The sequence below is a fragment of the Oceanobacillus arenosus genome, from assembly GCF_003369575.1.
Taxonomy (GTDB): Bacteria; Bacillota; Bacilli; order Bacillales; family Amphibacillaceae; genus Oceanobacillus; species Oceanobacillus arenosus.
Genome location: NZ_PIOC01000032.1, coordinates 39588 through 64934 on the forward strand (window position 1 = coordinate 39588; position 25347 = coordinate 64934).

24 protein-coding genes and 2 riboswitches are annotated in these 25347 nt (G+C 40.4%); of the genes, 10 read left to right on the forward strand and 14 right to left on the reverse strand.

Annotated features, from left to right (window positions below; all coding sequences use genetic code 11):
- Positions 1 to 55 precede the first annotated feature (55 nt).
- From CWR48_RS18760 to CWR48_RS18780, 5 genes are all read right to left on the reverse strand, one after another.
- Positions 56 to 1417 carry a PFL family protein gene (locus tag CWR48_RS18760; RefSeq protein WP_115774819.1) on the reverse strand — a complete coding sequence of 454 codons (1362 nt, stop codon included), beginning with the start codon at positions 1415 to 1417 and terminating at the stop codon, positions 56 to 58.
- 18 nt (positions 1418 to 1435) lie between these two features.
- Positions 1436 to 1711, reverse strand: coding sequence for an ACT domain-containing protein (locus CWR48_RS18765; RefSeq protein WP_115774820.1), 276 nt, complete (start codon positions 1709 to 1711; stop codon positions 1436 to 1438).
- Between the two features lie 503 nt (positions 1712 to 2214).
- Positions 2215 to 2291, reverse strand: a riboswitch (glycine riboswitch).
- Positions 2292 to 2482: 191 nt separating this feature from the next.
- Positions 2483 to 3997 (reverse strand): PASTA domain-containing protein, encoded by a 1515-nt coding sequence (locus tag CWR48_RS18770; RefSeq protein WP_115774821.1) that lies wholly within the window; start codon positions 3995 to 3997, stop codon positions 2483 to 2485.
- Entirely contained in the window at positions 3990 to 4661 is a 672-nt protein-coding gene (locus CWR48_RS18775; RefSeq protein WP_211316780.1) for an ABC transporter ATP-binding protein, read from the reverse strand. The genes CWR48_RS18770 and CWR48_RS18775 overlap by 8 nt, the downstream gene beginning before the upstream one ends.
- Before the next feature lie 15 nt (positions 4662 to 4676).
- Positions 4677 to 6146, reverse strand: a complete 1470-nt coding sequence (locus CWR48_RS18780; protein WP_115774822.1) for an ABC transporter permease — start codon at positions 6144 to 6146, stop codon at positions 4677 to 4679.
- Between the two features lie 413 nt (positions 6147 to 6559).
- Here CWR48_RS18780 and CWR48_RS18785 point away from each other — a divergent pair, with 413 nt between their 5' ends.
- Positions 6560 to 6850 carry a hypothetical protein gene (locus CWR48_RS18785; protein ID WP_115774908.1) on the forward strand — a complete coding sequence of 97 codons (291 nt, stop codon included), beginning with the start codon at positions 6560 to 6562 and terminating at the stop codon, positions 6848 to 6850.
- 45 nt (positions 6851 to 6895) lie between these two features.
- Here CWR48_RS18785 and CWR48_RS18790 read toward each other — a convergent pair whose 3' ends face one another.
- From CWR48_RS18790 to CWR48_RS18810, 5 genes are all read right to left on the reverse strand, one after another.
- Entirely contained in the window at positions 6896 to 7603 is a 708-nt protein-coding gene (locus CWR48_RS18790) for an ABC transporter ATP-binding protein (RefSeq protein ID WP_115774823.1), read from the reverse strand.
- Entirely contained in the window at positions 7596 to 8384 is a 789-nt protein-coding gene (locus CWR48_RS18795) for an ABC transporter ATP-binding protein (protein ID WP_115774824.1), read from the reverse strand. Before CWR48_RS18795 ends, CWR48_RS18790 begins: the two co-directional genes overlap by 8 nt.
- On the reverse strand, positions 8374 to 9333 hold the full coding sequence (locus tag CWR48_RS18800; protein WP_115774825.1) for a branched-chain amino acid ABC transporter permease: 960 nt from the start codon (positions 9331 to 9333) through the stop codon (positions 8374 to 8376). Before CWR48_RS18800 ends, CWR48_RS18795 begins: the two co-directional genes overlap by 11 nt.
- Before the next feature lie 9 nt (positions 9334 to 9342).
- Complete coding sequence (locus CWR48_RS18805; RefSeq protein WP_115774826.1) at positions 9343 to 10218, reverse strand: branched-chain amino acid ABC transporter permease; 876 nt, start codon at positions 10216 to 10218, stop codon at positions 9343 to 9345.
- 110 nt (positions 10219 to 10328) lie between these two features.
- Positions 10329 to 11510 (reverse strand): ABC transporter substrate-binding protein, encoded by a 1182-nt coding sequence (locus CWR48_RS18810; RefSeq protein ID WP_115774827.1) that lies wholly within the window; start codon positions 11508 to 11510, stop codon positions 10329 to 10331.
- Between the two features lie 467 nt (positions 11511 to 11977).
- Positions 11978 to 12087, forward strand: a riboswitch (SAM riboswitch).
- 156 nt (positions 12088 to 12243) lie between these two features.
- Between CWR48_RS18810 and CWR48_RS18815 the strand changes: the two genes are divergently transcribed.
- Positions 12244 to 13446, forward strand: coding sequence for a M20 family metallopeptidase (locus CWR48_RS18815; protein WP_115774828.1), 1203 nt, complete (start codon positions 12244 to 12246; stop codon positions 13444 to 13446).
- Between the two features lie 276 nt (positions 13447 to 13722).
- Positions 13723 to 14538 (forward strand): YitT family protein, encoded by an 816-nt coding sequence (locus tag CWR48_RS18820; RefSeq protein ID WP_115774829.1) that lies wholly within the window; start codon positions 13723 to 13725, stop codon positions 14536 to 14538.
- An 85-nt stretch (positions 14539 to 14623) separates the two neighbouring features.
- Here the strand turns inward: CWR48_RS18820 and CWR48_RS18825 are convergent, their stop codons facing one another.
- Positions 14624 to 15175, reverse strand: coding sequence for a hypothetical protein (locus tag CWR48_RS18825; RefSeq protein WP_115774830.1), 552 nt, complete (start codon positions 15173 to 15175; stop codon positions 14624 to 14626).
- Positions 15176 to 15324: 149 nt separating this feature from the next.
- On the opposite strand from CWR48_RS18825, the gene CWR48_RS18830 reads away from it, so the two are divergent.
- A complete protein-coding gene (locus CWR48_RS18830; RefSeq protein WP_115774831.1) occupies positions 15325 to 16044 on the forward strand; it encodes a YebC/PmpR family DNA-binding transcriptional regulator in 720 nt (239 codons plus the stop codon).
- Between the two features lie 357 nt (positions 16045 to 16401).
- Here the strand turns inward: CWR48_RS18830 and CWR48_RS18835 are convergent, their stop codons facing one another.
- From CWR48_RS18835 to CWR48_RS18845, 3 genes are all read right to left on the reverse strand, one after another.
- A complete protein-coding gene (locus CWR48_RS18835; protein ID WP_115774832.1) occupies positions 16402 to 16542 on the reverse strand; it encodes a transposase in 141 nt (46 codons plus the stop codon).
- 110 nt (positions 16543 to 16652) lie between these two features.
- On the reverse strand, positions 16653 to 17594 hold the full coding sequence (locus CWR48_RS18840) for an aldo/keto reductase (protein WP_115774909.1): 942 nt from the start codon (positions 17592 to 17594) through the stop codon (positions 16653 to 16655).
- A gap of 73 nt (positions 17595 to 17667) precedes the next feature.
- The gene (locus CWR48_RS18845; protein WP_115774833.1) at positions 17668 to 18495 is read right to left on the reverse strand and encodes an SDR family NAD(P)-dependent oxidoreductase; all 828 of its coding nucleotides are present in this window, start codon (positions 18493 to 18495) and stop codon (positions 17668 to 17670) included.
- A 262-nt stretch (positions 18496 to 18757) separates the two neighbouring features.
- On the opposite strand from CWR48_RS18845, the gene CWR48_RS18850 reads away from it, so the two are divergent.
- The 6 genes from CWR48_RS18850 to CWR48_RS18875 all read left to right on the forward strand — a co-directional run bounded on the left by CWR48_RS18850 (position 18758) and on the right by CWR48_RS18875 (position 25297).
- Positions 18758 to 19315: a TetR/AcrR family transcriptional regulator gene (locus tag CWR48_RS18850; RefSeq protein ID WP_115774834.1), complete on the forward strand. Its 558-nt coding sequence runs from the start codon at positions 18758 to 18760 to the stop codon at positions 19313 to 19315.
- A 510-nt stretch (positions 19316 to 19825) separates the two neighbouring features.
- Positions 19826 to 20398: a TetR family transcriptional regulator gene (locus CWR48_RS18855; RefSeq protein WP_115774835.1), complete on the forward strand. Its 573-nt coding sequence runs from the start codon at positions 19826 to 19828 to the stop codon at positions 20396 to 20398.
- Positions 20399 to 20643: 245 nt separating this feature from the next.
- Complete coding sequence (locus CWR48_RS18860; RefSeq protein WP_115774836.1) at positions 20644 to 21840, forward strand: MFS transporter; 1197 nt, start codon at positions 20644 to 20646, stop codon at positions 21838 to 21840.
- 70 nt (positions 21841 to 21910) lie between these two features.
- A complete protein-coding gene (locus CWR48_RS18865) occupies positions 21911 to 22864 on the forward strand; it encodes an aldo/keto reductase (protein WP_115774837.1) in 954 nt (317 codons plus the stop codon).
- Positions 22865 to 22903: 39 nt separating this feature from the next.
- Positions 22904 to 23899: an LLM class flavin-dependent oxidoreductase gene (locus CWR48_RS18870; protein ID WP_115774838.1), complete on the forward strand. Its 996-nt coding sequence runs from the start codon at positions 22904 to 22906 to the stop codon at positions 23897 to 23899.
- A 42-nt stretch (positions 23900 to 23941) separates the two neighbouring features.
- On the forward strand, positions 23942 to 25297 hold the full coding sequence (locus CWR48_RS18875; RefSeq protein ID WP_147294901.1) for a hypothetical protein: 1356 nt from the start codon (positions 23942 to 23944) through the stop codon (positions 25295 to 25297).
- The last annotated feature ends 50 nt before the right edge of the window (positions 25298 to 25347 follow it).

Consider the following 25347-nt stretch of genomic DNA (forward strand, 5'->3'; position numbering starts at 1 on the left):
TTTTATTAGCGGAGGCTTTAATAGCCTTTCTTACAATCAAAGAGAGAAAGCCGTCTTAATTAATCAATGCCTGCAACGGAGCTGCGATTCTTCCACCGCGTTTAATGAATTTTTCTGAGCTATATGGATTTACACCCATAACAGGAGCACGACCAAGAAGTCCGCCAAACTCTACCATTTCGCCTTCTTCCTTTCCAGGAACAGGGATAACCCTTACTGCAGTCGTCTTTTTATTTATCATACCAATTGCCGCTTCATCCGCTATAATCGCAGACAAGGTAGCAGGTGTTACATTGCCAGTTAATGCAATCATATCAAGGCCGACTGAACAGACACAGGTCATTGCCTCTAATTTTGGAAGCGTTAAGGAGTTATCAGTAATCCCGCGAATCATGCCATTATCCTCGCTGACAGGAATAAATGCGCCGCTCAGTCCGCCGACAAATGAGCTAGCCATTCCCCCGCCTTTTTTCACTGCATCATTCATTAATGCTAGTGCTGCAATTGTTCCATGTGTCCCAACACGTTCAAGGCCAATCTCTTCTAGGATTTCGGCGACACTATCATTCATTGCATTCGTTGGCGCTAGAGATAAATCAACGATTCCGAATGGGATTTGGAGGCGCTCGGCAACCACTCTACCGATTAATTCCCCTGCTCTTGTAATCTTAAAAGCTGTTTTCTTAATAATCTCTGATACGTCGCTAAGGTTTGCATCATCGTGTCGCTTTAGTGCGCTTAGCACAACACCTGGTCCACTTACACCAACATTGATAACAGCTTCACCCTCACCAGCACCGTGGAATGCCCCTGCCATAAACGGATTATCCTCTACTGGATTACAGAAGACTACTAGTTTCGCACATGCTAAACCGTTTTGATTTTTGGTCCGTTCTGCGGCTTCCTTAATGATTACTCCCATTTTTGCAACAGCATCCATGTTAATTCCCGCTCTAGTCGTACCAATGGAAACGGAGGCACAAACTCGCTCCGTAACACTTAATGCCTCTGGCAGAGCCTCAAGCAATGTCTCGTCACCCTTCGTCATACCCTTGTGAACGAGTGCAGAATAGCCGCCAATAAAATCTACTCCAAGCTTAATTGCAGTCTTATCCAACGTTCTTGCTATTTCAATTGCTTGTTCCTTTGTAGCATTTCCTAGAATCTCTGCAATTGGTGTGATCGAAATCCGCTTATTAATAATTGGAATCCCGTATTCCCTTTCTACCGCTTCAGCAACTTCCTTTAGCCTCCCGGCATATCGGGTAATTTTGTTATAAACATTTTGCTTGAGGTTGTCGAAATTAGCATCTGCACAATCTTGCAGACTAATTCCCATTGTAACGGTACGAATATCTAAATTCTCCATCTGAATCATTCGTATTGTTTCGATCATTTCATTATGTGCAATGTCCATTTCAAAACCTCCTGATTATTATACCCGGTGCATCGCTTGGAAAATTTCCTCAAGCTGAATATTAATTTTTAAACCAAGATCATCTCCTAAATGATTAAGCTGATCCTGTAACTGGTCGAGATCCTCTCGTCCAGCCACATCTACAATCATCATCATTGTAAAGAAGTCTTGAAGAATTGTTTGGCTAATATCTAGAATATTAATCTGATTATCCGCTAATATATTGGTTACCTTTGCAATAATCCCGACTTGGTCCTTACCAATCACACTTACAACCGCATGTCTTTCCGTCATCCTGATCACCTCTTAAAAATATTTATAAAAAAGTTACTTTCTAATTATTGATGCTTACTCAAATGAATATTGATATTTAGTTGTTGATGAAAACTTTGGACTAGTTTAGTGCTAAGGGCTCTCAGGCCGCTCGCTCCAGAAATACACTACGCTTTTCGCGGGGAGCTGGTGAGCCAACTCGCGCTATCGCGCTTCATTGTCTCACCTAGGCTCTTCTTCCCGCAGAAGTCTCCGTGTATTTCTTCCGCTGGGATTGTGAAAAACCACATATAAAAGAGTTACTTACCACTGACAATCGACGTTAGACGTAAATAGAAGTAAAGGAGTGAAACTCACGTGTGAACAGCAACTACTGTCTAGATTTGAAATCAAAATTGTCACTATTCCGCTATTTATCTAAATACCAACAAACAAATACAAATGAGCTTTAAAAATAAAAAAACGAGATTGGAATCGATCCAATCTCGGTAGATGTAAGAATAACATACATAAAAATATGTATACGTTACTCTTCCGTCCTTTTGCCTGAGATTATGAATCCTTCGGCGCCGCAAATTGCGATCTCTTCAGAAGTTGCTCCCATTATAGTTTTATCCATAATGCTCATCGCGTATTTAATTAAAAGATAGGATTATCTTAGCAATTAACAGTGAAATGGTCAATAGGTGATTTCTATATTAGTGTTTGTGTATTAGTGTCGACATTACATCAGGACAGTGGTTTATAGCCCACTGTTCCTTAATATTGTCCTTTGAACATGCACTATAATGTTTATTTTACATTTACTTCAATATCTTTCTCTTCATCCGAAGGTTGCCCTGGTTCTCCTTCTACAGGTCCAACTGGTTCATCCTCAATAAATGCTGGTGGGTTAGGCGGTGCTGAAGTATTATTGCTAATACTAATCTCCACTGTGTAAGTCATTGGTACAAATTCATTAAATTTACTCATACCGACCACCGTCCCCTTTACTTCCGGGGCATTGACAAACTTAACAATATATTTGATATTAGCACCTTTTGATTGATATTCCTCATAAAACAATCTTGGCAAGTCACCCTCTAATTGTCCTCGAAAATCTTTTAAGTAAGGTCTACCTAACGAATATGTAACTGTAACATTCTTATCATCTTTTTCCGTTAACTTTATATCTGCTGCAACAGATTGTGAAATAAGTGTTCCATAAGAAGCGTCTGCATTGAATACCTGTTTTGTTATCACGTTTAAATCTGGATAATTAATAGCAGCTTCCTCCGCAGTCAGTCCCCAAAAATTCGGAACTACAGTGGCTTTACCTACAGATACAACAACTTCCATCTTGTCCCTTTTTGCGATTTTCCCATCTGCGGCTTCACCTTGACTAATAATATTTCCTGCTTCGATACTATCAGAGTCTGCCTCTTCATACGTCATCTCAATTTCATTGGTTTCCGCCCATTTCTCCACTTCTTCTTTGGCAGTTCCTGTAAAGTCAGGTATGGTGATATTCTTTTCGAAGACTTCTTTCCCTTTTGAATAATAGACAGCAGCACTGTCTTTACGTTGGTATTCTGATTCAGCAATTCCACTATCCTTGATGGTAACCTTAATAAAGGTACCTTCTTCAATATCATCACTGTATTCTGTGACCATCTGCAGGTTTTCTGCTTTATTTTCATCAATCCAGCTCTCTGCTTCCACTTGACTCATTACTGAAAAATCAGCAAGTGGAATAACTTCTTCTGGATCAGGACCTAAGCTGCTCATTAATTGGAGTGTCTTCCCTTTTCGTATTTTATCTCCAGCAGGTACACTCTGCGAAATAATCTGATTTGCATCATGCTCCATATTATATTCTTGTTCTAATTCAACCTCTACATCATTTTCTTTCGCCCAAGCACGGGCTTCTGCAACAGGCTGCCCCACAAAATTTTCAAGCCTAACATGAACAAGCATATAATAAATGAAGGAAATCAAAATACAAGCTATAACAGCTCCTGCAATAATCAGCCACATCCGACGTCTCTTTTTCCTTTGATAATCCACATCAATCTCAACTTCTTCTTCCGCATCCTCTCGACGGCTGATCCTAGAGGAAACGGGACCTGGCTTAATCTGGGTCTCACGCTCAGGTACAATTTCTTCTAACTCCGCAGCAGAAGCAAGACTCTCCTGCGTTTGCTGCGATTCTGTTTCTTCCTTGTTTTCCGCTTTCTTATCATTTCCATCTTTTATTTTCTTGTCCTCTTGCTCATCCACCAGGTCATGATACTTGTCTTTGTTGAATTTTGATAAAAAATCACTCATAGGAAGACAGTACACCCTTCCTCAAATGGAAAGCCTGATCAGACTGCAAAGCAATTTCATTGGAGTGCGTTACCACAATGACACATTTCTCGTGTTCATGTGCCAATTTTTTAAAGATATCAATGATTTCCTGCTCCATCTCTTCATCAAGGTTTCCTGTTGGCTCATCGGCAAGAATTAATTCCACATTAGTCGCCAGCGCGCGGGCAATAGCCACACGCTGCTGCTCTCCCCCAGAAAGCTTATTAACGAAACGATCTGCTTTGCTTTTTCCAATACCAATGAAATCTAGTAAATTATATGCCACTGTCTTTGTATCTTCCGGAATTTCATTTTCCGTAATCGACATCGGAACGAGTACATTTTCCACAGCTGTAAAGGTCGGGATTAAATTATAGCTTTGAAAAATAATTCCGACATTATTACGGCGGTATTTTTCATAGCCAATTTTCTTAATGTCTTCTTCGTTAAATGATACTGTTCCACTTTGTGGCGAATCCAAGGCACTGAGTAATGATAACAACGTGGTTTTCCCTGAACCAGACTGTCCTAGAATCGTATAAAACTTACCCTTCTCAAAAGAGACAGATGTATCTTTTAATATATAACGACGCTGCTCACCATCTTGATAATAATAATTTAAATCTTTCGCTTCTAATATCATAATCTCACCTCCCAATTACATCAGTATTTTCTTCGGATTTAGCCTTACAATATAAATTAGCGGAATAACGGTTGAAATTAACATCGTTAACAGACCGATTCCATAAAAACCTAGAATATAGCTTGAATTAAGGTTTACCTCATAAGAATCTAAGACATCTTCTGTTGTTAAATTGGTTTGCTGAATCTCACTGTAATAGATAATACCTTCATCAGACGTATTACTGTCCGCTTTCATCATCGTATCAGATACCTGTCCAGCTAATAAGTTTCCGCTGAATAAAGATAAAGTGATACCAATTACCGCGACAACCATTACTTCGATTAGTATTTGTCCGACAACACGGCTTCGTCGTTCTCCTAAGGATAAGTAAATACCCAATTCACGTTTTCTGTCCCGGAGGAATAGTAAAACTACTAACCCAGTTATCAGCAACGTTGCAATTACTGCAGCTATCAGAACATATTTTGATAGATTGGACATCGACTTCATCGGGCCGGCAATGCTATCATATTGATCTGAAGCATTGATTACTGTATAAAATTCCGGCAGCAATGGTGTTACCTCTTCCTCAAATGCTGCACTATCTTCGGGGTTATTTAAGACAAACATCGGCGTGTAATATTCGAAAGTTTGCTCTTCCCCCTCCATCGCTGCTGCAAATTCCGCGTCTGCTTTCATGTATTCTTCCATATTGAATTTAGTTTCACTGACAATAATTTCATTCGGAACATACACCGTATTTTGATACTCAATGTCCATCCAATCAAACATACCGCCATCTGAACTCTCTCCCTGGTCTTCTTTGATTGATTGGGGTTCAAATAATCCAATGACTTCTAATACGACATCACGAGAATTAGCTAGCTCCTCTTCACCTGTCTTGTCATCATATGTATAGACCGCATTGGTCAATGTAAAGGTATCTCCAACTTGAAGATTATTTTTTTCTGCTAATTTTTTTGAAATAATGGCAACAGAGGTACCGTTATCCACTTCTTCTTGGGTGAAAACGCGACCATCAACTAATTTGCCCTTCTGCTCTTCAAAATCAATTACAGGAGCATAGTTAATTCCTTTCAGTCTATAGTCCATGCTTGGACCTGTCATAACAACTTGATCTTCCATCCCTTCACCCTGATAACTCTCAATACTCTCTGATCCTAAATTGGTAGACATACTGTAATCATAATATTTTACATAGGAAAGCTCACCAATTTGTTTAATCAAATCAACGCCTATGTTCTCTATCTCTACTCCTTCCCAGTCTGCCTCGCTTAGCGCATTCAATTCTTCTTGATCAAGCTCAACCGTCGCAGCAGCTCCGAGTCTTTCTTTAATGTTCTTTTCTACATTACCAGTTGCTTGTTGAATAGAAAATGCTCCTGATATTAAATTTCCTAAGATAAAAATAACGGCTAATAAAATTAATGATTTCCCTTTTTTTCTTGTAATACCTAAAAATCCACGTTTAATAAAATTCATTTCAAGCCCCCTTAAAATCATCCTACTTTTAATTTTCAAATATTTCTATCTACACAAGAACATTATATATGATAGTTAACCATTATCCAAGTACATTTTTAAGTATTCTTACCTACTAAAATTAGACTTTCGCCTAGTAACTTTTCTAGGCATCCGCATACCTTATAGAGAATGTTCAAAGGTCTTATCATAGCGACCATTCGAACTTCTAAGCATTTACGCTTAAAAAACTGCTTTATTATAGTTCGTTGCTTCATAAGGTAAAAAATAATAACGATAGCAATAAGCATCTTTTAAACAATTAAAAAGGAAATGAGGGTTACTTAATGGAAAATCAAGTGCAGGAAACGTTTCAATCGCAAGAGCCCCTTGAGATGCAAGATAGTAACAACATGCAGGTTCAAGGAGAATATATGTACGAAGATCTATATAGAAGACCATTTCTCGGAGGTTTCCATGGTGGTTTTGGAAGGCCTTTCTTTGGAGGATTCCACGGCGGATTCGGAAGACCTTTCTTTGGAGGATTTCACGGCGGATTCGGAAGACCTTTCTTCGGCGGATTCGGTGGGCCATTCATTGGAGGATTCGGTTCACCATTCCTTGGCGGATTTGCAGGAGGATTATTAGCTAGTACACTTTATAATCCATATGGATATGGCTATGGTTACGGCTACGACGGATACTATCCACCGTACTATTACTAAAAATGATTTAAAGGAGCAGTCAGCATAATGATTGCTCCTTCGCTTTTACATACCACCAAGATATGCCTTCCTGATTTCCTCACTTGCCTGTAGTTTCTCAGCAGTTCCTGAAGTAATCACCGATCCAGTTTCAATGACATATGCCCTAGTTGCAATGGATAGTGCCATATTTGCATTTTGTTCAACTAAAAGAATAGTCGTTCCATTCCGATTAATTTCCTCAATAATACTAAAGATCGTCTTGACTAATAGTGGCGCTAATCCCATTGATGGTTCATCAAGAAGGAGCAGCTTCGGCTTTGCCATCAGCGCTCGCCCCATCGCCAGCATTTGTTGCTCACCACCGGAAAGCGTACCAGACAACTGTTTCTTCCGCTCAAATAATCTCGGAAACAATTCAAATACCTTTTCAAAATCATTGCGAATCCCTTTCAAATCCTTTCTCAAATATGCACCAAGCTCTAAATTCTCCTCTACCGTCATATTTGCAAATACACGGCGTCCTTCTGGAACATGAGAGATACCTGCTTTCACGATAACTTGGGCAGGTCTCCCGGCAATCGATTTATTGCCATATTCGATTTTTCCCTTCTTTGGCTTTAATAATCCAGATAATGTCTTTAATAACGTACTCTTTCCTGCCCCATTTGCACCAATCAATGTCACAATTTCACCTTCATTTACATTTAGGGAAATACCCTTTAATGCCTTAATATTTCCATAATAAACATCAATTTCCTCCACATTAAGCATGGGAACTCACGACCTCCTCACCGAGATACGCTTCAATTACTTTTGGATGATTTTGTACTTCATTGGGTGTCCCCTCTGCAATCAGCAGGCCATGATCGAGTACAGAGATTCGCTCACATATTCCCATTACTAGTTTCATATCATGCTCGATTAGGAGAATGGTCAAATTAAATTGTTCTCGGATAAAGGATATTAATTCCATCAAATCTTTTGTTTCCTGTGGATTCATACCCGCTGCTGGTTCGTCGAGCAGGAGCAACTTGGGACCGGCTGCAAGTGCCCGCGCAATCTCTAGTCTTCTCTGCCCGCCATATGGTAAATTCTTCGCCTTTTCATCTTTTACTTTATCCAATTGAAAAATCCTGAGAAATGCCAACGCCTTTGCTTCCATCTCCTTTTCGCCAATAAAATGACTCCGCAAGCGAAAAATAGAGCTGAAAATCGAATGGCTTGCTAAAGAATGATATGCAACCTTTACATTGTCTAATACAGACTGCTCATTGAAGAGGCGGACATTTTGAAAGGTACGACTAATCCCCTTGCGCGTCACCTTATAAGGTGCAAGCCCATTAATCCGTTCACCATTAAAGACTATATCACCCTCTGTTGGTGTATATACCCCTGTTAATAGGTTAAATACAGTCGTTTTTCCCGCGCCATTTGGTCCAATGAGTCCAATCAATCCCCCAGGATAGAGCTTCAGATTAAAGCCATCTACAGCCTTTAATCCACCGAAGTTAATCCCAACCTGACTGACGTGAAGAATCGGCCTAGCCTCCATACTGATTTCCTCCTTTTACCCGCTTCCATTTCCAATTTCCGAAGTAATCCGTTATTTCACGCGTTCCCATCAATCCTTGAGGCCGATAAAGCATGACCAAAACGAGTACTAAGCTATAAATAATCATCCGTGTCTCTGGAAGCTCTTGAAGAAATGTGGATACAACCGTTAATAATATTGCGGAAATAACAGCCCCAGATAAGCTTCCCAGTCCACCTAATACAACAAGAATCAATATATCAAATGATTTCAAGAATCCAAAGTTTGCAGGTTGAATGATATAGAAGTTATGTGCATATAATCCTCCAGCAATCCCAGCAAAGAAGGAACCGATTACAAATGCGGCAACTTTATAATATGTTGTATTTATTCCCATTGCATCGGCAGCAATTTCATTTTCACGAATGGAAATACATGCACGGCCATGTCTAGAATTTGTAAAATTAACGATCACAACAATCGTGAGGATTAGGCATAGAAAGGATGTCGTCCATGTTGTTGCATGAGTGACTTGCATTCCTGCTGCGCCACCAACATAATCAATATTCAGGAAGATAATCCGAATGATTTCCGCAAAACCAAGTGTGGCAATTGCTAAATAATCCCCGCGTAAACGTAAGCTAGGAATCCCAACAACTAACCCAGCTAAGGCCGCAACAATCCCACCCGCAAAAAGAGCGAACGAAAAAGGCATATCAAGCTTCATCGTCATAATCGCTGAAATGTATGCACCAAGGGCAAGAAACCCCGCATGTCCGATAGAGAATTGTCCGGTAATCCCGATTACTAAATGCAAACTCACGGCGAGAATTATATTAATACAAATAAAGATAAGTGTATTCGTATAAAACGGATTTAAAAATCCGTTTAAAATAAGCAGTTGAACAACCCCATAGAATACAAATGCAAGAACGATAGCTAACCAAAATGTACTCACCTTTTTCAACATGTTACACACCTACACTTTCTCTTTCGAATTTTTCCCAAAGATGCCTGAAGGTCTAAAGATGAGGATTAAAATGAGAATAATAAATGCTGCTGCATCTCTCCAAAGGGAAAATCCAAGCGCACTTACGACTGTCTCGACAATTCCTAGAACAAATCCGCCAATTACAGCTCCAGGAATAATGCCAATCCCCCCTAGAACAGCGGCAATAAAAGCCTTTAATCCAGGAATAACTCCCATCAATGGATCAATTTTTGTATAGTAGACGCCAAAGATCACGCCTGCAGCCCCCGCAAGTGCAGAACCAATTGCAAATGTGGCGGAGATCGTATTGTTTACATTAATCCCCATCAATTTCGCTGCATCCGGATCATAGGAAACGGCACGCATTGCTTTGCCAATCTTTGTTCGATGGACAATAAATTGCAAGACGATCATAAGTACGACAGAAACGACTAGAATAAGGAGTGATTGACTACTAATTTGCACACCAAATACATCAAACGATCGATTAGGTAATACATTCGGATATGCCTCCGGTTGTGCTCCGCGAATATAGATAACGACATATTGAATCAATAAGGAAACCCCAATCGCTGTAATCAAGGCAGCGATTCTTGTAGAGTCTCGCAGTCGCTTATATGCAACCCTTTCAATTAAAACTCCAAACACGGCACAAACTGCCATCGATAGAATAAGCGCTGGAAAAAATCCAAGTCCCCAAAATGCTATTGCATAAAATCCTGTAAACGAGCCAATCATAAATACTTCCCCATGGGCAAAATTAATGAGCTTGATAATTCCATAAACCATCGTATAACCGAGGGCAATTAGTGCATAAATACTGCCGAGTGATATGCCATTAAAAAGCTGCTGGAGCCATTCCATCGATTCTCACCCCTTAAATCATAAGTTTATAAATGGGAGAAGTTTCCTTCTCCCATTAACCAGTTTGCTTTATTGATAATACTTAAATGGACATTTCTTTTTATGGCTCATTATGGATTAATTTTTGTTTTAAAGACTTGGTTCCCATCAACATATTCTAAGATCGTTGCTGATTTTATTGGATTATGGTCCTTATCGATTGTCACAACCCCAGACACAAGCTTAATGTCCTTCGTTTCCGCCAGTGCATCTTTAATTGCAGTAGAATCCGTACTTCCTGCACGCTCGATTGCATCTGCTAAAAGATAGACAGAATCATAGCCAAGTGCATTAAAGGCGTCAGGTGATTCCCCATTATATTTTTCTTTATATTTCGTTACAAAGTTTTGAATGGTTTCATCTGGATCTTCCGATGAGTAGTGGTTAGTAATAAATGTATTATTCAATGCTTCCGCGCCAGCTAGCTTTACAAGGGTAGGAGAATCCCAACCATCTGCCCCCATAAGTGGTACATCGATACCAATTTCCCTTGCTTGTTTAACAATTATTCCTACCTCTTCATAATATCCAGGAATAAAAATAAATTCTGGGTCTGCAGACTGAATACTTGTTAAGATTGAACGAAAATCAGTATCCTTCGCTACATAAGCCTCCTCCTTTACAATTGTTCCACCAGCCGCTTCAAAGGTTTCCTTGAAAGCAGTACCTAGCCCTTTCGCATAATCGCTTGCATTGTCTGCTAGAATCGCAGCATTTTTAATTCCTAACTCATCAATTGCAAAATTTGCCGCTACTGTTCCTTGAAAAGGATCAATATAGGATGTACGAAAAACAAATTCATTCAATGTTCCATCATCCTTAATCGTTACATTCGGACTCGTACCAGAAGGAGAAAGCAGTACCGTCTCTGTATCATTGGCAATTTGCGCTTGGGCTACCGTATTTCCACTCGTAGCAGCTCCAATAATCGCAGTAACCTTATCCTGACTCGTTAATTTAATTGCCGCATTTGTTGCCTCCGCTGCATCTGATTTATTATCTACTTTAATCACCTTTATCTGCTTCCCGTCGATGCCACCATCTTCATTAATCTCTTCAACAGCAAGCTCAATTCCTTCCGTATCTGATTGTCCATAAGATGCAACCGCTCCAGACAGCTCCATGTTAACACCGATATCGATCGTATCCCCGTTACCATCACTAGTATCGCCTGAATTCTCTGAACCACAAGCTGCAAGTACCATTCCAAGTAAACCTAAGGTGAAAAGAATCTTCATTATGCGCTTCTTCATGACCAAATTCCCCCTCTTCCATTATCTTTTCCAGATAATTTATATCGAGCTGCTTCGTCCTTTATGTATTATTCTGATTAATTATCTGAAAATAAAATATTTATTTATTATTTAATTAATTTATAATATTATAAATCCAAATAGTGAGTTAGTCCAGCTATTTTTTCAATTAGTACACTTTGCAATGTTTGTTGCTATATAGATAAACTGCGAACTAACCAGAAGAGCAATTGCTCTTCTGTTGCTCCATAAATACACCTCGCCGAGATTGTGTGAAAGCATTTAATTTCTTAGCTCTATAAAGGTAAGAAAGCGTTCCCCTGGATTATCACCATTAATTGCTACTCTTGCTTTTATTATCGACGCTTAAATTATCTGAATTGCACAAGGTAAAATTAGTCATTGACTTAATCAAACTTTGAATCTATGATTAGATTTAAATCTTACAAAAATTAAATATACATCAATTCTTATCAAGAGAGACTGAGGGATAGGCCCGATGACGTCTCAGCAACAGGTTCTAAATTAGAATACTGTGCCAATTCCTACAAATGCCGATGCATTTGAAAGATGAGAACTAGGGTGGCTTCTAATAATAGAATCCCTCTTTTCTTATCTACTTAAGAAAAGAGGGATTTTTCGTTTTATCTCTATAATATTCAAGGGGGAACAACAGACGATTGAATTATGGAAGATTTACAAGAGTAACAATGATAAATAGGGGGAGATTGCAATGAGTACTGTAAAAGATCGTAAAGGCGTTTTGTTTCAATCGATTGAAAAGAATAAAGAGTTTTACATAAAAACGAGTCAGGATATCCATGCGAACCCTGAAATAGGCAATAAGGAATTTTATGCAAGCAAAATACATGTAGAAAACCTAAGAAACGCTGGGTTCGATGTTACAACAGCTGTAGCTGGACATGAGACCTCCTTCTATGCCGAGAAAGATAGCGGCATTGGAGGTCCAACGATTGCATTTCTAGCAGAATATGATGCACTACCTGGCATCGGTCATGCCTGTGGTCATAATATTATCGGTACAACAAGTGTTGCCGCAGCTATCGCATTAGCAAAAGCCTTACCAGAAACAGGTGGACGCGTCATTGTACTCGGAACACCAGCAGAAGAAGGCGGACCGAATGGAAGTGCAAAGGGAAGCTTTGTAAAACATGGTTATTTAAAGGACGTCGATATAGCGCTTATGCTACACCCAGCTGGAAAAACATCGCTAACTAGTGAAACACTTGCTGTCGATCCACTTGACTTCCATTTTTACGGAAAACCTGCACACGCAGCTGAAGTGCCTGAGAAGGGAATTAACGCACTTGATGCGGTCATCCAGTTATTCAATGGCATTAATGCCTTGCGCCAGCAGCTGCCATCTGATGTACGGGTTCATGGCATCATTACACACGGCGGAGATGCACCGAACATCATCCCTGAATATGCATCCGCACGTTTCTTCATCCGTGCAGAAACATGGGCAAAAACGATTGAAACATCTAATAAAGTTCGTGCCATCGCTGAAGGTGCAGCACTTGCTACTGGAGCGTCAGTGACAATTGAACGTTTCCAAAATGAAGTGAAAGACTTTGTACTCAATAGTGTGTTGGATAATGTGTTGCAGGAAGAGCTCGAGGCACTCGGCGAAGTGGTTCATACGGAACAACCTAAAGGAAGACAATCCACTGATGCTGGAAATATTAGCTATGAAGTGCCAACTGCACATGGGCATATCAAGATTGGTCCAGACGATCTCATTGCCCATACAGCTGAATTCCGAGAAGCAGCTAAATCGGAGCTAGGAGATCAAGCATTGATTACCGGAGCGAAGGCACTAGCATCAACAGGGTACCGTTTACTAACAGACTTCGAACTGTTACATCGGATAAAAAAGGAATATGAGAGCGCACTAGCAGAGAAACAGCAATAGAGGGGAATATAGGCTGAAGTGACGACAGGTCGTTTCAGCTTTTTATTTTGGATAATAAGATGTTGAGAACTTGCGAAGCACTGATGCAATCTTACTTAACCTCGCACGCTAACATTCGTTGCTGAATTTTCCCAATAAATTCTATTCCACATCTCCCTATAAAAATGGAGGTATAATGCTGACACCAATCATTTTTTCGGATAAAATATTTGAATGGTACCACAACATACATTTTTTCTAATACGCTTTATAGCTTCTTAAGGAGGTACTATTTTCATGAAAAATTTAATTGTTATTGCCGGCTCACTTATAATAGCATTTGCCTTTAACTTCTTCCTCGTACCGCACGGCATTTTGAGCAGTGGAATAAGTGGGATTGCCATCTTACTCGGAATTCTTACACCGTTTAATACAGGCTTACTAAATCTAATACTTAATCTGCCTTTACTTATTTTAGGCTATTATAAGCTTGGGAAGAAAATTACCATCAATACTATGGTTTGCGTCGTATCGCTTTCCGTATTTTTATACTTATTGCCAGTCATTACCGTTACCGACAATATTCTGCTCTCATCTATTTTCGGTGGGGTAATTGGCGGGCTTGGGATAGGGTTCGTCATGAAATACTCTGGAACTTCTGGCGGGCTTGATATTATTGCCATCATTGTTTCACGAACTAGTAATTTCAGTGTCGGTCTGCTGCTTACAGGAATGAACGGTGTAATTGTACTAATCTCCGGCGCGGTCTTTAATTGGGACATCGCATTATACACCCTGCTCTCGATTTACATAACAGGGAAAATGATCGACAAAGTACACACAGACCATATCAAACTAACGATGCAAATTGTCACGACTAAAGGGGAATTAATCCGTGACGAATTACTAGCATCAATCTACCGCGGAATTACCGTAATGAATGGTTACGGCGGCTATACAAAAGAACCAAAGCAGATCATTATGATGGTCGTGACACGCTATGAGACATTGCAAATTAAGGAAATAGTCCGCAAGCATGATGATAAGGCATTTATTAATGTCTATGAAACTGTTGAGGTCGATGGAGAATTCGCACAGAATACAAAGAACTAACTTATGCTCATCTTTAACAGCCCCGATTGCAATCATGCAACCCGGGCTATCTGCTTCCTTATTATCGAGCAGAATTCAATATTTATTAAACATTCTTCCATACCTTTGCATATTTCTTTTGATATTTAGCGTCTGCTTCCTTTTCAATTAAGTCTAGGGCGATTCGCTTAATTCCCGCTTCCTGTATTTCGTCATACAGGTTTCTCAAGTCTTGAATGATATCAAATCGGACGAGCGTGTAATTTTTCTCTCCCTCATTTGTTTCAAATCGATTAACAAGCTGATTAACGACCATGTCTCTCTGTTCCTTCCCCGCGAGCGCAATTCGCCAAATCGCCTGCAAACTATGTCTTGCAGTAACTGTTCGTTTATCCTTCGTCACTTCCCAAACAGTAGGAAAATCCGTTAGCATCCTTTTTTCTGGATCACTAATCGCTAAATTGGCAAGAAACTGCGCATAGCGTGAGCGTTTATGATTATCAGGTGATGTCAATCCTATAATTAATACATCCCAAACTTCATATGCCCAGTCCACTTCTTGCTTTGTTGCTTCAATTATATTCATAAATGCCTGATACTGAAGATTCTTATCTTCTGATTCCAGATTATCAAAATTTGCTTGCATCGCTGTGTCCATCTATTCCACTCCCCTAAGAAATCGGTTTGCTTTCATACTTAGTTTACCAAATAAGGGGCGAAGGATAAGCTTTTCTAAAAAAAAACTGGAAAAGTGACGCGTAAAGTTTTATAGTTTTATATAGATTCAGTTGAAAGTGAGGGCACAACATGGGCCGTAAATGGAATAATATTAAAGAAAAGAAAGCATCAAAGGATGCAAACACTAGTAGAATATATGCAAAATTTGGTCGTGAAATATATGTAGCAGCAAAACAAGGGGAGCCAGATCCAGAGGCAAACCAAGCATTAAAAGTTGTACTTGAGCGCGCAAAAACATACAGCTTGCCAAAGCATATCATTGATCGAGCAATTGAAAAGTCAAAAGGCGGAGACGAAGAAAACTATGACGAAAATCGTTATGAAGGCTTTGGACCCAATGGATCAATGGTCATTGTTGATACATTAACGAATAATGTTAATCGTACGGCATCTGAAGTACGTGCTGCATTCGGTAAGAATGGCGGAAACATGGGTGTTAGTGGCTCCGTAGCATATATGTTTGATCATGTTGCTGTTTTTGGTATCGAAGGAAAATCAGAAGAAGAAGTACTTGAGCTTTTAATGGAAGCAGATGTGGAAGTCCGTGACATCTTAGACGAAGATGGAACGATTATCGTTTATACAGAGCCAGATCAATTCCATACAGCACAGGAAGCATTTAAAAGTGTTGGCATTACCGAATTTACGGTTGCTGAGCTAACCATGCTTGCACAAAATGATGTCACTCTCCCTGCGGATGCATTGGAACAGTTCGAGAGAATGATTGATGTATTAGAGGAATTAGAAGACGTTCAACAGGTTTATCATAATGTTGATTTAGGTGAATAATTTAGAAAAGCAGACCAGGTGAAGGTAACTGGTTCCCTTTAAGAGTACAAAACATTAAATAACAATCCTTTTAGCAGTTCAATTATCATATAAATTGGACTGCTTATTTTTATTGATTTATCAATGTTTATATATAAAAGTAACATTATTAGCAGCAGCTAATTTGACAAGGTGACATAAATTCCTGACATCCGAAAAACACATAAGCTAAAACGTTTACCAAAATATATGTTAAAATCTAAATAGACTGATATTTTGTACAGAAATTTATGATGAAGTAAATATAGAGATTGTGAAGATATTCACTTAAACTAATGGGGCAGGTTAGTTGAACAAGGCATTTGAGTTATAATTACATTAAAATTTCGATAGAGGTAATAAACTGAAACTTATTTTACTAGCTGCGCCAATACTTTCTGCAATGTTTTGATAGCTTTCGTTTTCAGTTAAATAGTGTTCCACCGCTTGTAATTTAACTTCTACTGTATATTTAGACATAAAAATACCCCGTAAATGTTAGTTGGTGTCTAACATTTATAGGGCAGTTCAATATAGGAGTTTTTTGATAAGCAATTTTAGCGCATAGCACATAAATGGCTACTGTAAATTTAGAAACGCCCCCCGGCAGCGAAGCCTTTTGGAGAGATACGTTCAATTTCTTTGAAATCCGCTGGAGTAAGTTGAACCTGCAGAGCACCAAGATTCTCCTCCACCCGGTCTGTTCGTCTTGTGCCAGGAATTGGTACAATGAAGTCTTCTTGGGCGAGGAGCCACGCCAATGCAAGTTGAGCAGATGTACACATCTTTTTAGAAGCCATCTCTTCAATCTGCGCTGCGACTTCCACATTTTTAATGAAGTTATCACCTTGGAACCGTTCATAATTTCTCCTATAATCATCCTTTGTCAAATCCTCGAACTTTTTAACTTGCCCTGTCAGGAATCCCCGTCCAAGCGGGCTATAAGGTACAAAACCAATTCCCAATTCTTTGAGAAGCGGAAGTACTTCATCTTCTACTTCTCTACTCCATAAGGAATACTCCGTTTCCACTGCAGTAATGGGATGAATGGCGTGCGCACGACGTATGATATCAACAGGTGCTTCGGATAGACCGATAAAACGAATTTTCCCCTCTTTGACCAAGTCGGTCAACGTTCCTATGGTTTCTTCAATAGGGGTATTCGGATCGTAGCGGTGTTGATAATATAGGTCAATGTAATCCAATCCGAGATTGGATAAGCTAGCATCCAGCGATTTTTTGATATACGCCGGATCACCTTTAGGCCCCTGGGTATGCGTTACACCAAATTTCGTGGCAATCACCGCTTTATCCCGTCTAGACTTAAGCGCACGCCCTACCAACTTCTCATTTTCTCCAAACCGTTGCTGTGCAAATTCACCATAAATATCCGCTGTGTCAAACATAGTGACGCCGATATCCAGCGCCTCATGAATCACACGAACCGATTCCTCGTTATTCGGCATCATCATGGTTCCGAGACCTAATGCTGAAACCTCTAATCCCTCTCGTCCAAGTTTCCTTTTTTGTATAGCTTCCGAATTCATCCATTTTACCTCCTAGATTTAATGGAACCCATTTTTGGGTTTGCACTTGCCCAATCTCTTATCTAGATTTATCTGAAGTTGGTATTGAAGTTGCTGTCTTAGATGATGCAGGACGTGTCATACGTTCTGTCATGATGGCCGTAAATTTTCGTGTTAGAAAGCGAGCGCTTTGAGCCAGCCAATAATTGGAGGTGCCATCTATGATATAGCTTCGCCCTTTATCGATTCCACGGAAGCCAGCTTTCACAACTGACTCGGGAGTGCCGTTAATTCCTCCTGGCATTTCCTTCGTGCCAATCACATCGAAAAATTCCGTCTTGGTCGTTCCCGGGCATAATGCAAGGACACGCACCCCAAGATGGCGGTTTTCTGCAAAGATTGACTCAGTGAAAGAAAGAACAAATGCTTTGCTCGCTGCATAAGTGGCCATATATGGGATTGACTGAAAGGAGCCAAGGGAAGCTACATTTACAATAATCCCATCCTTCTGCTGCTGCATATAGGGTAAAAATTGATGGGTCATATCAACGAGCGAAGCTATATTCAGGCTAATCATGTCCTGTTCCCGCTCACTTGAAATCTCTTCGAAACGACCGTGGGTACCGAAACCTGCATTATTGATTAGAATGTTCACGTTCAGATTTAGCTTTCCGATTTGTTCAGCCAACAGACGCGTCGCAAATGTTTTGGATAAATCAACCGGTATGGCATACGCCCTAATGCCGTATGTGGATGACAATTCCTTCGCCAGCGTCTCTAATTTGTCCTTCGAACGCGCTACCACAATCACATGGCAGCCTCTAGCAGCCAGTTCCGTAGCGTATGCCTTTCCAATCCCTGCTGAAGCACCGGTAACCAGTGCTACCTTTCCTTTGTAATCGACCATTGAAAAACCTCCTAGAATAAAATTTTAATTTCTGGATTACTTATCTCTCTTTAGAATATTTATTCCACTTCACTATAGTTATTAAATAGAAAGAAGTCAATGAATTTCGGAATATATATTCTAAAATTATGCATTAATCACTTTAAATCACTTATTAAAAACAAATATACACCTTTTTATAGAATATTTATTCCGCAGTTTGACACATTATCAATCAAACTGTATTATAAATTAGAATAATTATTCTTTAGTGAGGTGCGAAATGAGTAAACGTGAAGACATTTTGGTTGCAACACTTGATTTAATTACCGAAGAGGGCTTGCAGTCCGTTACCTTTTCGAAAATATTCAAGAGGGCAAATGTAGGTTCTAGCACCTTTTATAATTACTTTAACAGCAAAGAGGAACTAGTTAGTGAGCTCTTTATGAATGCTCGTACTCATATGGGAGAAACAGTTATGACTGGGAATGATTCTAGTCAGACTGTCTATGAAAGAATAAAAGGTATTCTTAAAAGCACGGCGGATTATGCACTCAACTATCCCAAGGAACTTTCGTTTATTGAGAACTATTGCGAGTCACCATATATCTCCGAAGAATTGAGGAATAGGTTAGATCCCTCGGCCATTGAAATTTTTTCAATCATTGAGCAGGGGCAAAAACAGGGCATTATCCGGGAAATGGATATCATATTATGTTGCCAACTTGTCACCGGAATGGTCAACTCCGTGATAAAAGGCTATTTGGCAGGAAAATATTCTCTTGATGAATATCAAATTCAGCAGACTATTGAAGCTTGCTGGAAAGCAATTAAGGTTTAATGAAAGAGCTTGTGTCGATTAATACTAGGTGGGGATTCACAACAAGTATCCAGAAAGTGTTCCTCAATGGTAGAATTTTTTACACGATTCATAATCAGTACTGGGGAAAATGGTACGGAAAAGAAGAGTTAACAGGTGCACTAAGTATTGCTTTTTAGGACTTGCTGTTTCTTCAGATTGAAGCATGTATAAACGTTGATAATATACCTTATTAGCAGAAGAGAGCTGTTGTGGAATTTGACTGTGTCGTAAAGAGGTTGTCTATGAATATGAGTAGTGGACTGGCCATCTGGTCTATTACAAATTCCAATAATCCTTATTGAGCTAACTGGTGCGTTAGTCAAATAGAGCAACGTCACTAGGTGGTTACCGACACCCGAAAGTAACAGCGTCGTGAATTTGATAGCACACATTTCGGTTGTTGTTCATCAATGGTTTTGAAACCGAATACTTCGGTATACTGTTGGAAAACAGTTTGACTTTGATCGAACGATCGATTATAATCGGTTTATGGAAAATAAAACCGAAAACAAAATGGAACTTATCTATCAGACAACCATTGCACTTCTCAATGAAATAGGGCTATCTGATATATCCATGTCCAAAATTGCGAAAAGGGCAAGCATCTCTTCATCATCCATTTACTTTTATTTTGAAAGTAAAGAAGACTTACTGATTAAACTATATTTTAACCTCAAGGATCAAATGCATCAGGAGATGTTTAGAGGCATAACGGCGGATATGTCAGTCAGGGATGGTTTTGAGAAAATCTTGCGTAATTATTCCAATTATATTGTGAATAATAAAGCTAACTTTCTGTTAATGGAACAGTTTCTTGACTCTCCGTTTATACGCAAAAGCTGTAAAGATCAAAATGGTGGTGTGTTCAAGCCGATTTATGCTCTATTCGAGAGGGGGATCAAAGAAGGACTATTCAAGGATTTGGAGACCAATCTTCTGGTTACCTACTCCTGTCTGCCATTTGTTCAAATGGGGAAAGAGTATATAAATGGTGAATATGAATTCAGTTCTGCTAATATAGATATAATGATTCAAATGAGCTGGAATGCTATTAAAGCATAAACAGCCCTTTTTTTGAAGTAAGTTGAACGAACGTTCGATAATTTTTAGGGCATATTGAACGAACGTTCGACATTTTTTTTAATGAAAATTGAACGAACGTTCGATAGAAAGGAGGTGAACGTCATATGCTTTCTAACAACAGCCAATGGCATCCTGATGCGTAGGAAAGCCTGTTGAAGAATTGATTTTATTTATTTAGATTCAATATCCATTTTATATTAGGAAAACGGAGGATCAGAAGCATTATGAAGGACTACAACATGAAGAGCTACAAATTGATTATTTATTTTCTTGCACTAGGTGCGACCGTGGTCGGTACGGCCGAATCGATTATTACTGGAATTCTTGACATGCTTGCCTCTGATATAAATGTATCAATAGGTCTTGCCGGACAATTAGTTACTGTGTATTCCCTTGCCTACGCATTGGGTACGCCGATTCTAATCGCAATCACATCAAAAGTAGATCGTAAAAAGCTATTATTGGCAGCATTATGTATTTTCGTTTTCGGCAATATCATTGCTGTTCTAAGCCCTAATTACGCATTACTTATGATTTCCCGGGCTGTCTTGGGAGTAAGCGCAGGCGTTTTTGCCGTAGTTGCTTTGGGTGTAGCTGCACAAATAGCTCCGCCGGAGAAAAGAGGAAGTGCTATCGGTACTGTCTTAATGGGAACAAGTCTTTCACTCGTCATCGGACTTCCTTTAGGCACTTTGATCGGGGAGTACATGGGATGGCGCTGGATCTTCGCTATACTTGGCGTAATTACCATAATAATGACTGTTCCCATCGTAAAAGCCGTTCCTAAGTTATCCGGTCAAGAAGCGATTCCGCTATCTAAACAACTGGCCGTACTCAAAGAATTCAAAGTAATAAGTGGCTTGTTAACTTCTTTGTTCTTTATTACAGGTTATTCTGTTGTTTCTACGTATCTAGCTCCATTGCTGCGCGAAAACGCAGGTCTTAACTCCAATACAATCAGCCTTGTCTTGCTAGGCATGGGACTAATGGCAGTTGTAGGATCGCGTGTAGGAGGTTACGGAGCTGATAAATGGGGAATTGGTCGTACACTGATTGCAAGTCTGCTCCTTCATGTGATTGCCCTGTTTTTTCTCCCGATTGTTGCGGTCACCTTTTCAGGTGCCTTGTTCATACTAGCTCTTTGGATGCTTGGAGCTTGGACAACGGCCCCAGCACTGCAGTTTAGTCTGGTTACTATGGCTCCTCAATCAACCGATATTATTTTGAGTTTGAATTCCTCTGCATTCCATCTTGGTGTCGCCTTGGGGGCAGTTCTAGGTGGTGTGGTTGTCGAACAACTCTCCCTATCATCGATTGGTTGGGTCGGAGGGCTAATCGTATTGCTTGCAACTGTATTTGCAGTGAATTCGATTGCTTTGAAAAATAAACAGAATGTAGCAGAACAACTCAAAAGAGTATAGGAAAAAGATATCGAAATGCAAAACATACCGTTTTGTGATTACAACATTGAACATGAGGAGTGATTTTTTTATGGAGAAAAGAGCACTTGGATCAAGCGGGCTGGAAGTATCAGCTCTTGGATTAGGCTGCATGTCCATGTCGGACTTTTACGGCAGCGACCGGGATGAACAAGAATCCATACGGACGATTCATCGTTCACTGGAACTTGGTGTGGGTTTCTTGGATACCTCGGATATGTATGGTGTCGGCGAAAATGAAAGACTGGTGGGAAAAGCGATCAAAGATCGACGTCATGAGGTCACTTTGGCTACCAAGTTTGGGGTAGTACGAGACAAAGGGCCGATGTGGGAATATAACGGAAGAGCGGAATATGTTAAGGCTGCCTGTGAGGCAAGCTTGCGCAGATTAGGCGTTGACCACATCGACCTGTATTATCAGCATCGTATTGATCCCTACACTCCAATCGAGGAGTCTGTAGGAGCGATGGCTGATCTGGTGAAGGAAGGGAAGGTCCGTTATATCGGCCTTTCAGAAGCCTCGCCAGCTATGATTCGCAGAGCACATGCGGTTCATCCAATATCTGCGGTGCAAACGGAATATTCCTTGTTGTCCCGAGACGTGGAGGACGAAGTCCTTCCTACCTTGAGAGAACTTGGCATCGGCTTTGTAGCCTATAGTCCGCTTGGACGTGGTTTCTTAACAGGTACGATTCAACGATACGAGGATTTGGGAAACGACGACATCAGACGAAACTTCCCTAGATTTCAGGGACAAAACTTACAGAAAAACCTTCAATTTGTCGCCCGGATTCAAGAGATGGCTGATGAAAAGGGGTGTACCGCACCGCAATTGGCGCTGAAATGGATATTGATGCAAGGCAGCGATATCGTACCTATTCCAGGAACGAAAAGAAGAAAGTATTTGGATGAGAATATTGGATCTTTGCAGGTTGAGCTTACGGATTCTGATCTTAAACGAATCCATGAAGTTGCGCCAAGAAACGTTGCCGCAGGACATCGATAATATTTCTGTCTGCGATCAACACGATAAGGAGGATCAGCTATGGCTGAATATACAGATAACTTTGAAATAGGCATCAATACTTTTCTAGAGAACTCACCGGATCCCGTAACGGGCAAGAGGATTAACCATCCCGAGCGGATTCGGAACGGGATCGAAGAAATCGTTATAGCCGATCAAGTCGGCCTTGATGTGTTTGGAATCGGAGAGCATCAACGGTCGGATTATGCCTCTGAATCGCCAGCCGTGGTGCTTGCAGCGGCTGCAGCTTTAACCAAGCAAATTCGGCTCACGAGCGCCGTTACCGTTCTTTCCTCAGATGATCCGGTTCGAGTATATCAATCTTTCTCAACGTTGGATAGCATCAGTAACGGCAGGGCGGAGATTATGGTGGGTAGAGGATCCTTTATTGATTCATTTCCATTGTTTGGATATAGCTTGAATGACTACAGCGAATTGTTTGAAGAACACCTTGAGTTGCTTCTGAAGATTAGAGCTTCGGAAAAAGTCACATGGCGAGGTGGTCATCGCCCCGCGATCCATGATCTTGGCGTCTATCCGCGATCCGTCCAAGAATCGCTTCCGGTGTGGGTCGGAACCGGAGGGCGCCCAGAGTCGGCCATTCGAGCAGGAGCGCTGGGGCTGCCCATCGTCTTCGCCATAATTGGCGGAATGCCGGAAAGATTTGCTCCGTTAGTCGAATTGTATAAACAAGCTGCTGCCGAGTTACACTATCCTTACACGTCGGTTCAAATGAATGAACTCGGCAAAGTGTTAGGATGGCCGCCATACAGCCGTGCATCCTACGATACTGCGCGTAGTATTGATGGCGCCCTTTATGTTGGCGATCCTGAATATGTCGCGGAGAAGATTCTTCTCGTCCGCAAAAATCTAGGAACAAACCGTTTTTTCTTACATCTAAATATCGGTACATTGCCGCATCGCGAAGTCTTGCGCGCCATCGAGTTGTTTGGCACCCGCGTCGCACCGATTGTTCGAAAAGAGATTGCTCGAGAGAGCAAGCAAACAACCATTTGAAATCGCCTTCCCTAAGGTGGAGTCATGGATAAAGGAGTTTAGATGAGTATGACGCTAAAGTCAGCGATTGATGACAATGATGATGCATCCAGGGAACCTGGAATCGCTTTGAAGTTAGATCATCCTGTTGAAACTTCTCTTCCTCCTGTTAGTGCCGGATTTTCAGAGGATGGTCGTCTTACTGTGCGAGTAGGGTCTGATTTTCTGGTAGGAGATATGTTTCTTGCGGATATTCTGGAAACGATTATTGCAAATGAAAGTTTCATATATATGTATTTGAACGAGGATGTGTTATCCCTTAGCAATTTGTTGCTGAAGTCAGAACTCGTATTATTATCTGAAAGACTTAAAGAACACTTTGCTAAAACGATCAGCCATCCTATTGACCCTTTCCAGCCTGAAGAAATTGTCGGATTATTGAGTCTTGACGCCGCTTCAATAAGCAACGAGGCTAATAAAGATCTTTTGCTTGAGAATTTAGATGATGTATTGGTGAGACGTTTTGGTTTAATTTCCGATACAGGCAAGTATAGAGAGTCTTGGGGCAATAACAGAGCATTAGAGATTAATAATGAAGGAACTGCACACTCGACACTGAAAGTTACGTTGAATAAGGATGAGGGAACACTTATGTTCCTTGATTCTTATTTTAAAGCAGAAGTCGTTTCTACGTACGGAAATACAGCAATAGGTGCATCTGAGACGGTTACAGCCATTACCAAAACGATAACAGTATTTGAACGTATCATCCCTCAGCTTGGGATGTACTATGCTTTATCTCAAGCTAAGATCGCCTTGCTTCGTTTAGGATGGGGATCAGAGGACTTGAAACGAAACGACAGCGTATTAAAAAACTGGATTAGCGATGCTGCCGCAAAGCTGGTACCTTCAAGGAGAATGCCCAGCGAAACCACGATTTTATATTTCATGAAGGCGACTTTAGCGGATGGTTCCGAGATTAATGGGATGTGGCCCAATACATTATCAGCCGATTTATTTTACAACCTTGAAAGCGGTCTTGTAGAAAAGTATGTTTCCGAGCATGAACATTACTTGGAACTGAAGGATGGAAAAAGATTCACCATTGCTAACACGGCGGATGGGGGTGTATCCGTCAGAGTCGTTTCGGATCATACTGCTGATACGCATCATATCCTTCATTTCTATTACGATACCGAAAGTTTGGACAAAGGTTTACTATTAGCAGGTGCAGACTGCACAGTTTCTTTACTTGGTCAAAAAAGCAATACAGCCAGCCCTTATAAAACAGTGCATTTGAGAGCCCCTCGGGGCAAGGAATTTAGATTTGTCATGTGGGGATCAAATAATTTTGATGTTTATGTAGTTGAAGAGGGACTTGGTGGGGTTTATACAATAAATGATACTTTGGGCAGTTAACTACCTATGTCAAAAGAGATTGAAAGTAGGGTAAGTTCACTTGTCGTTTT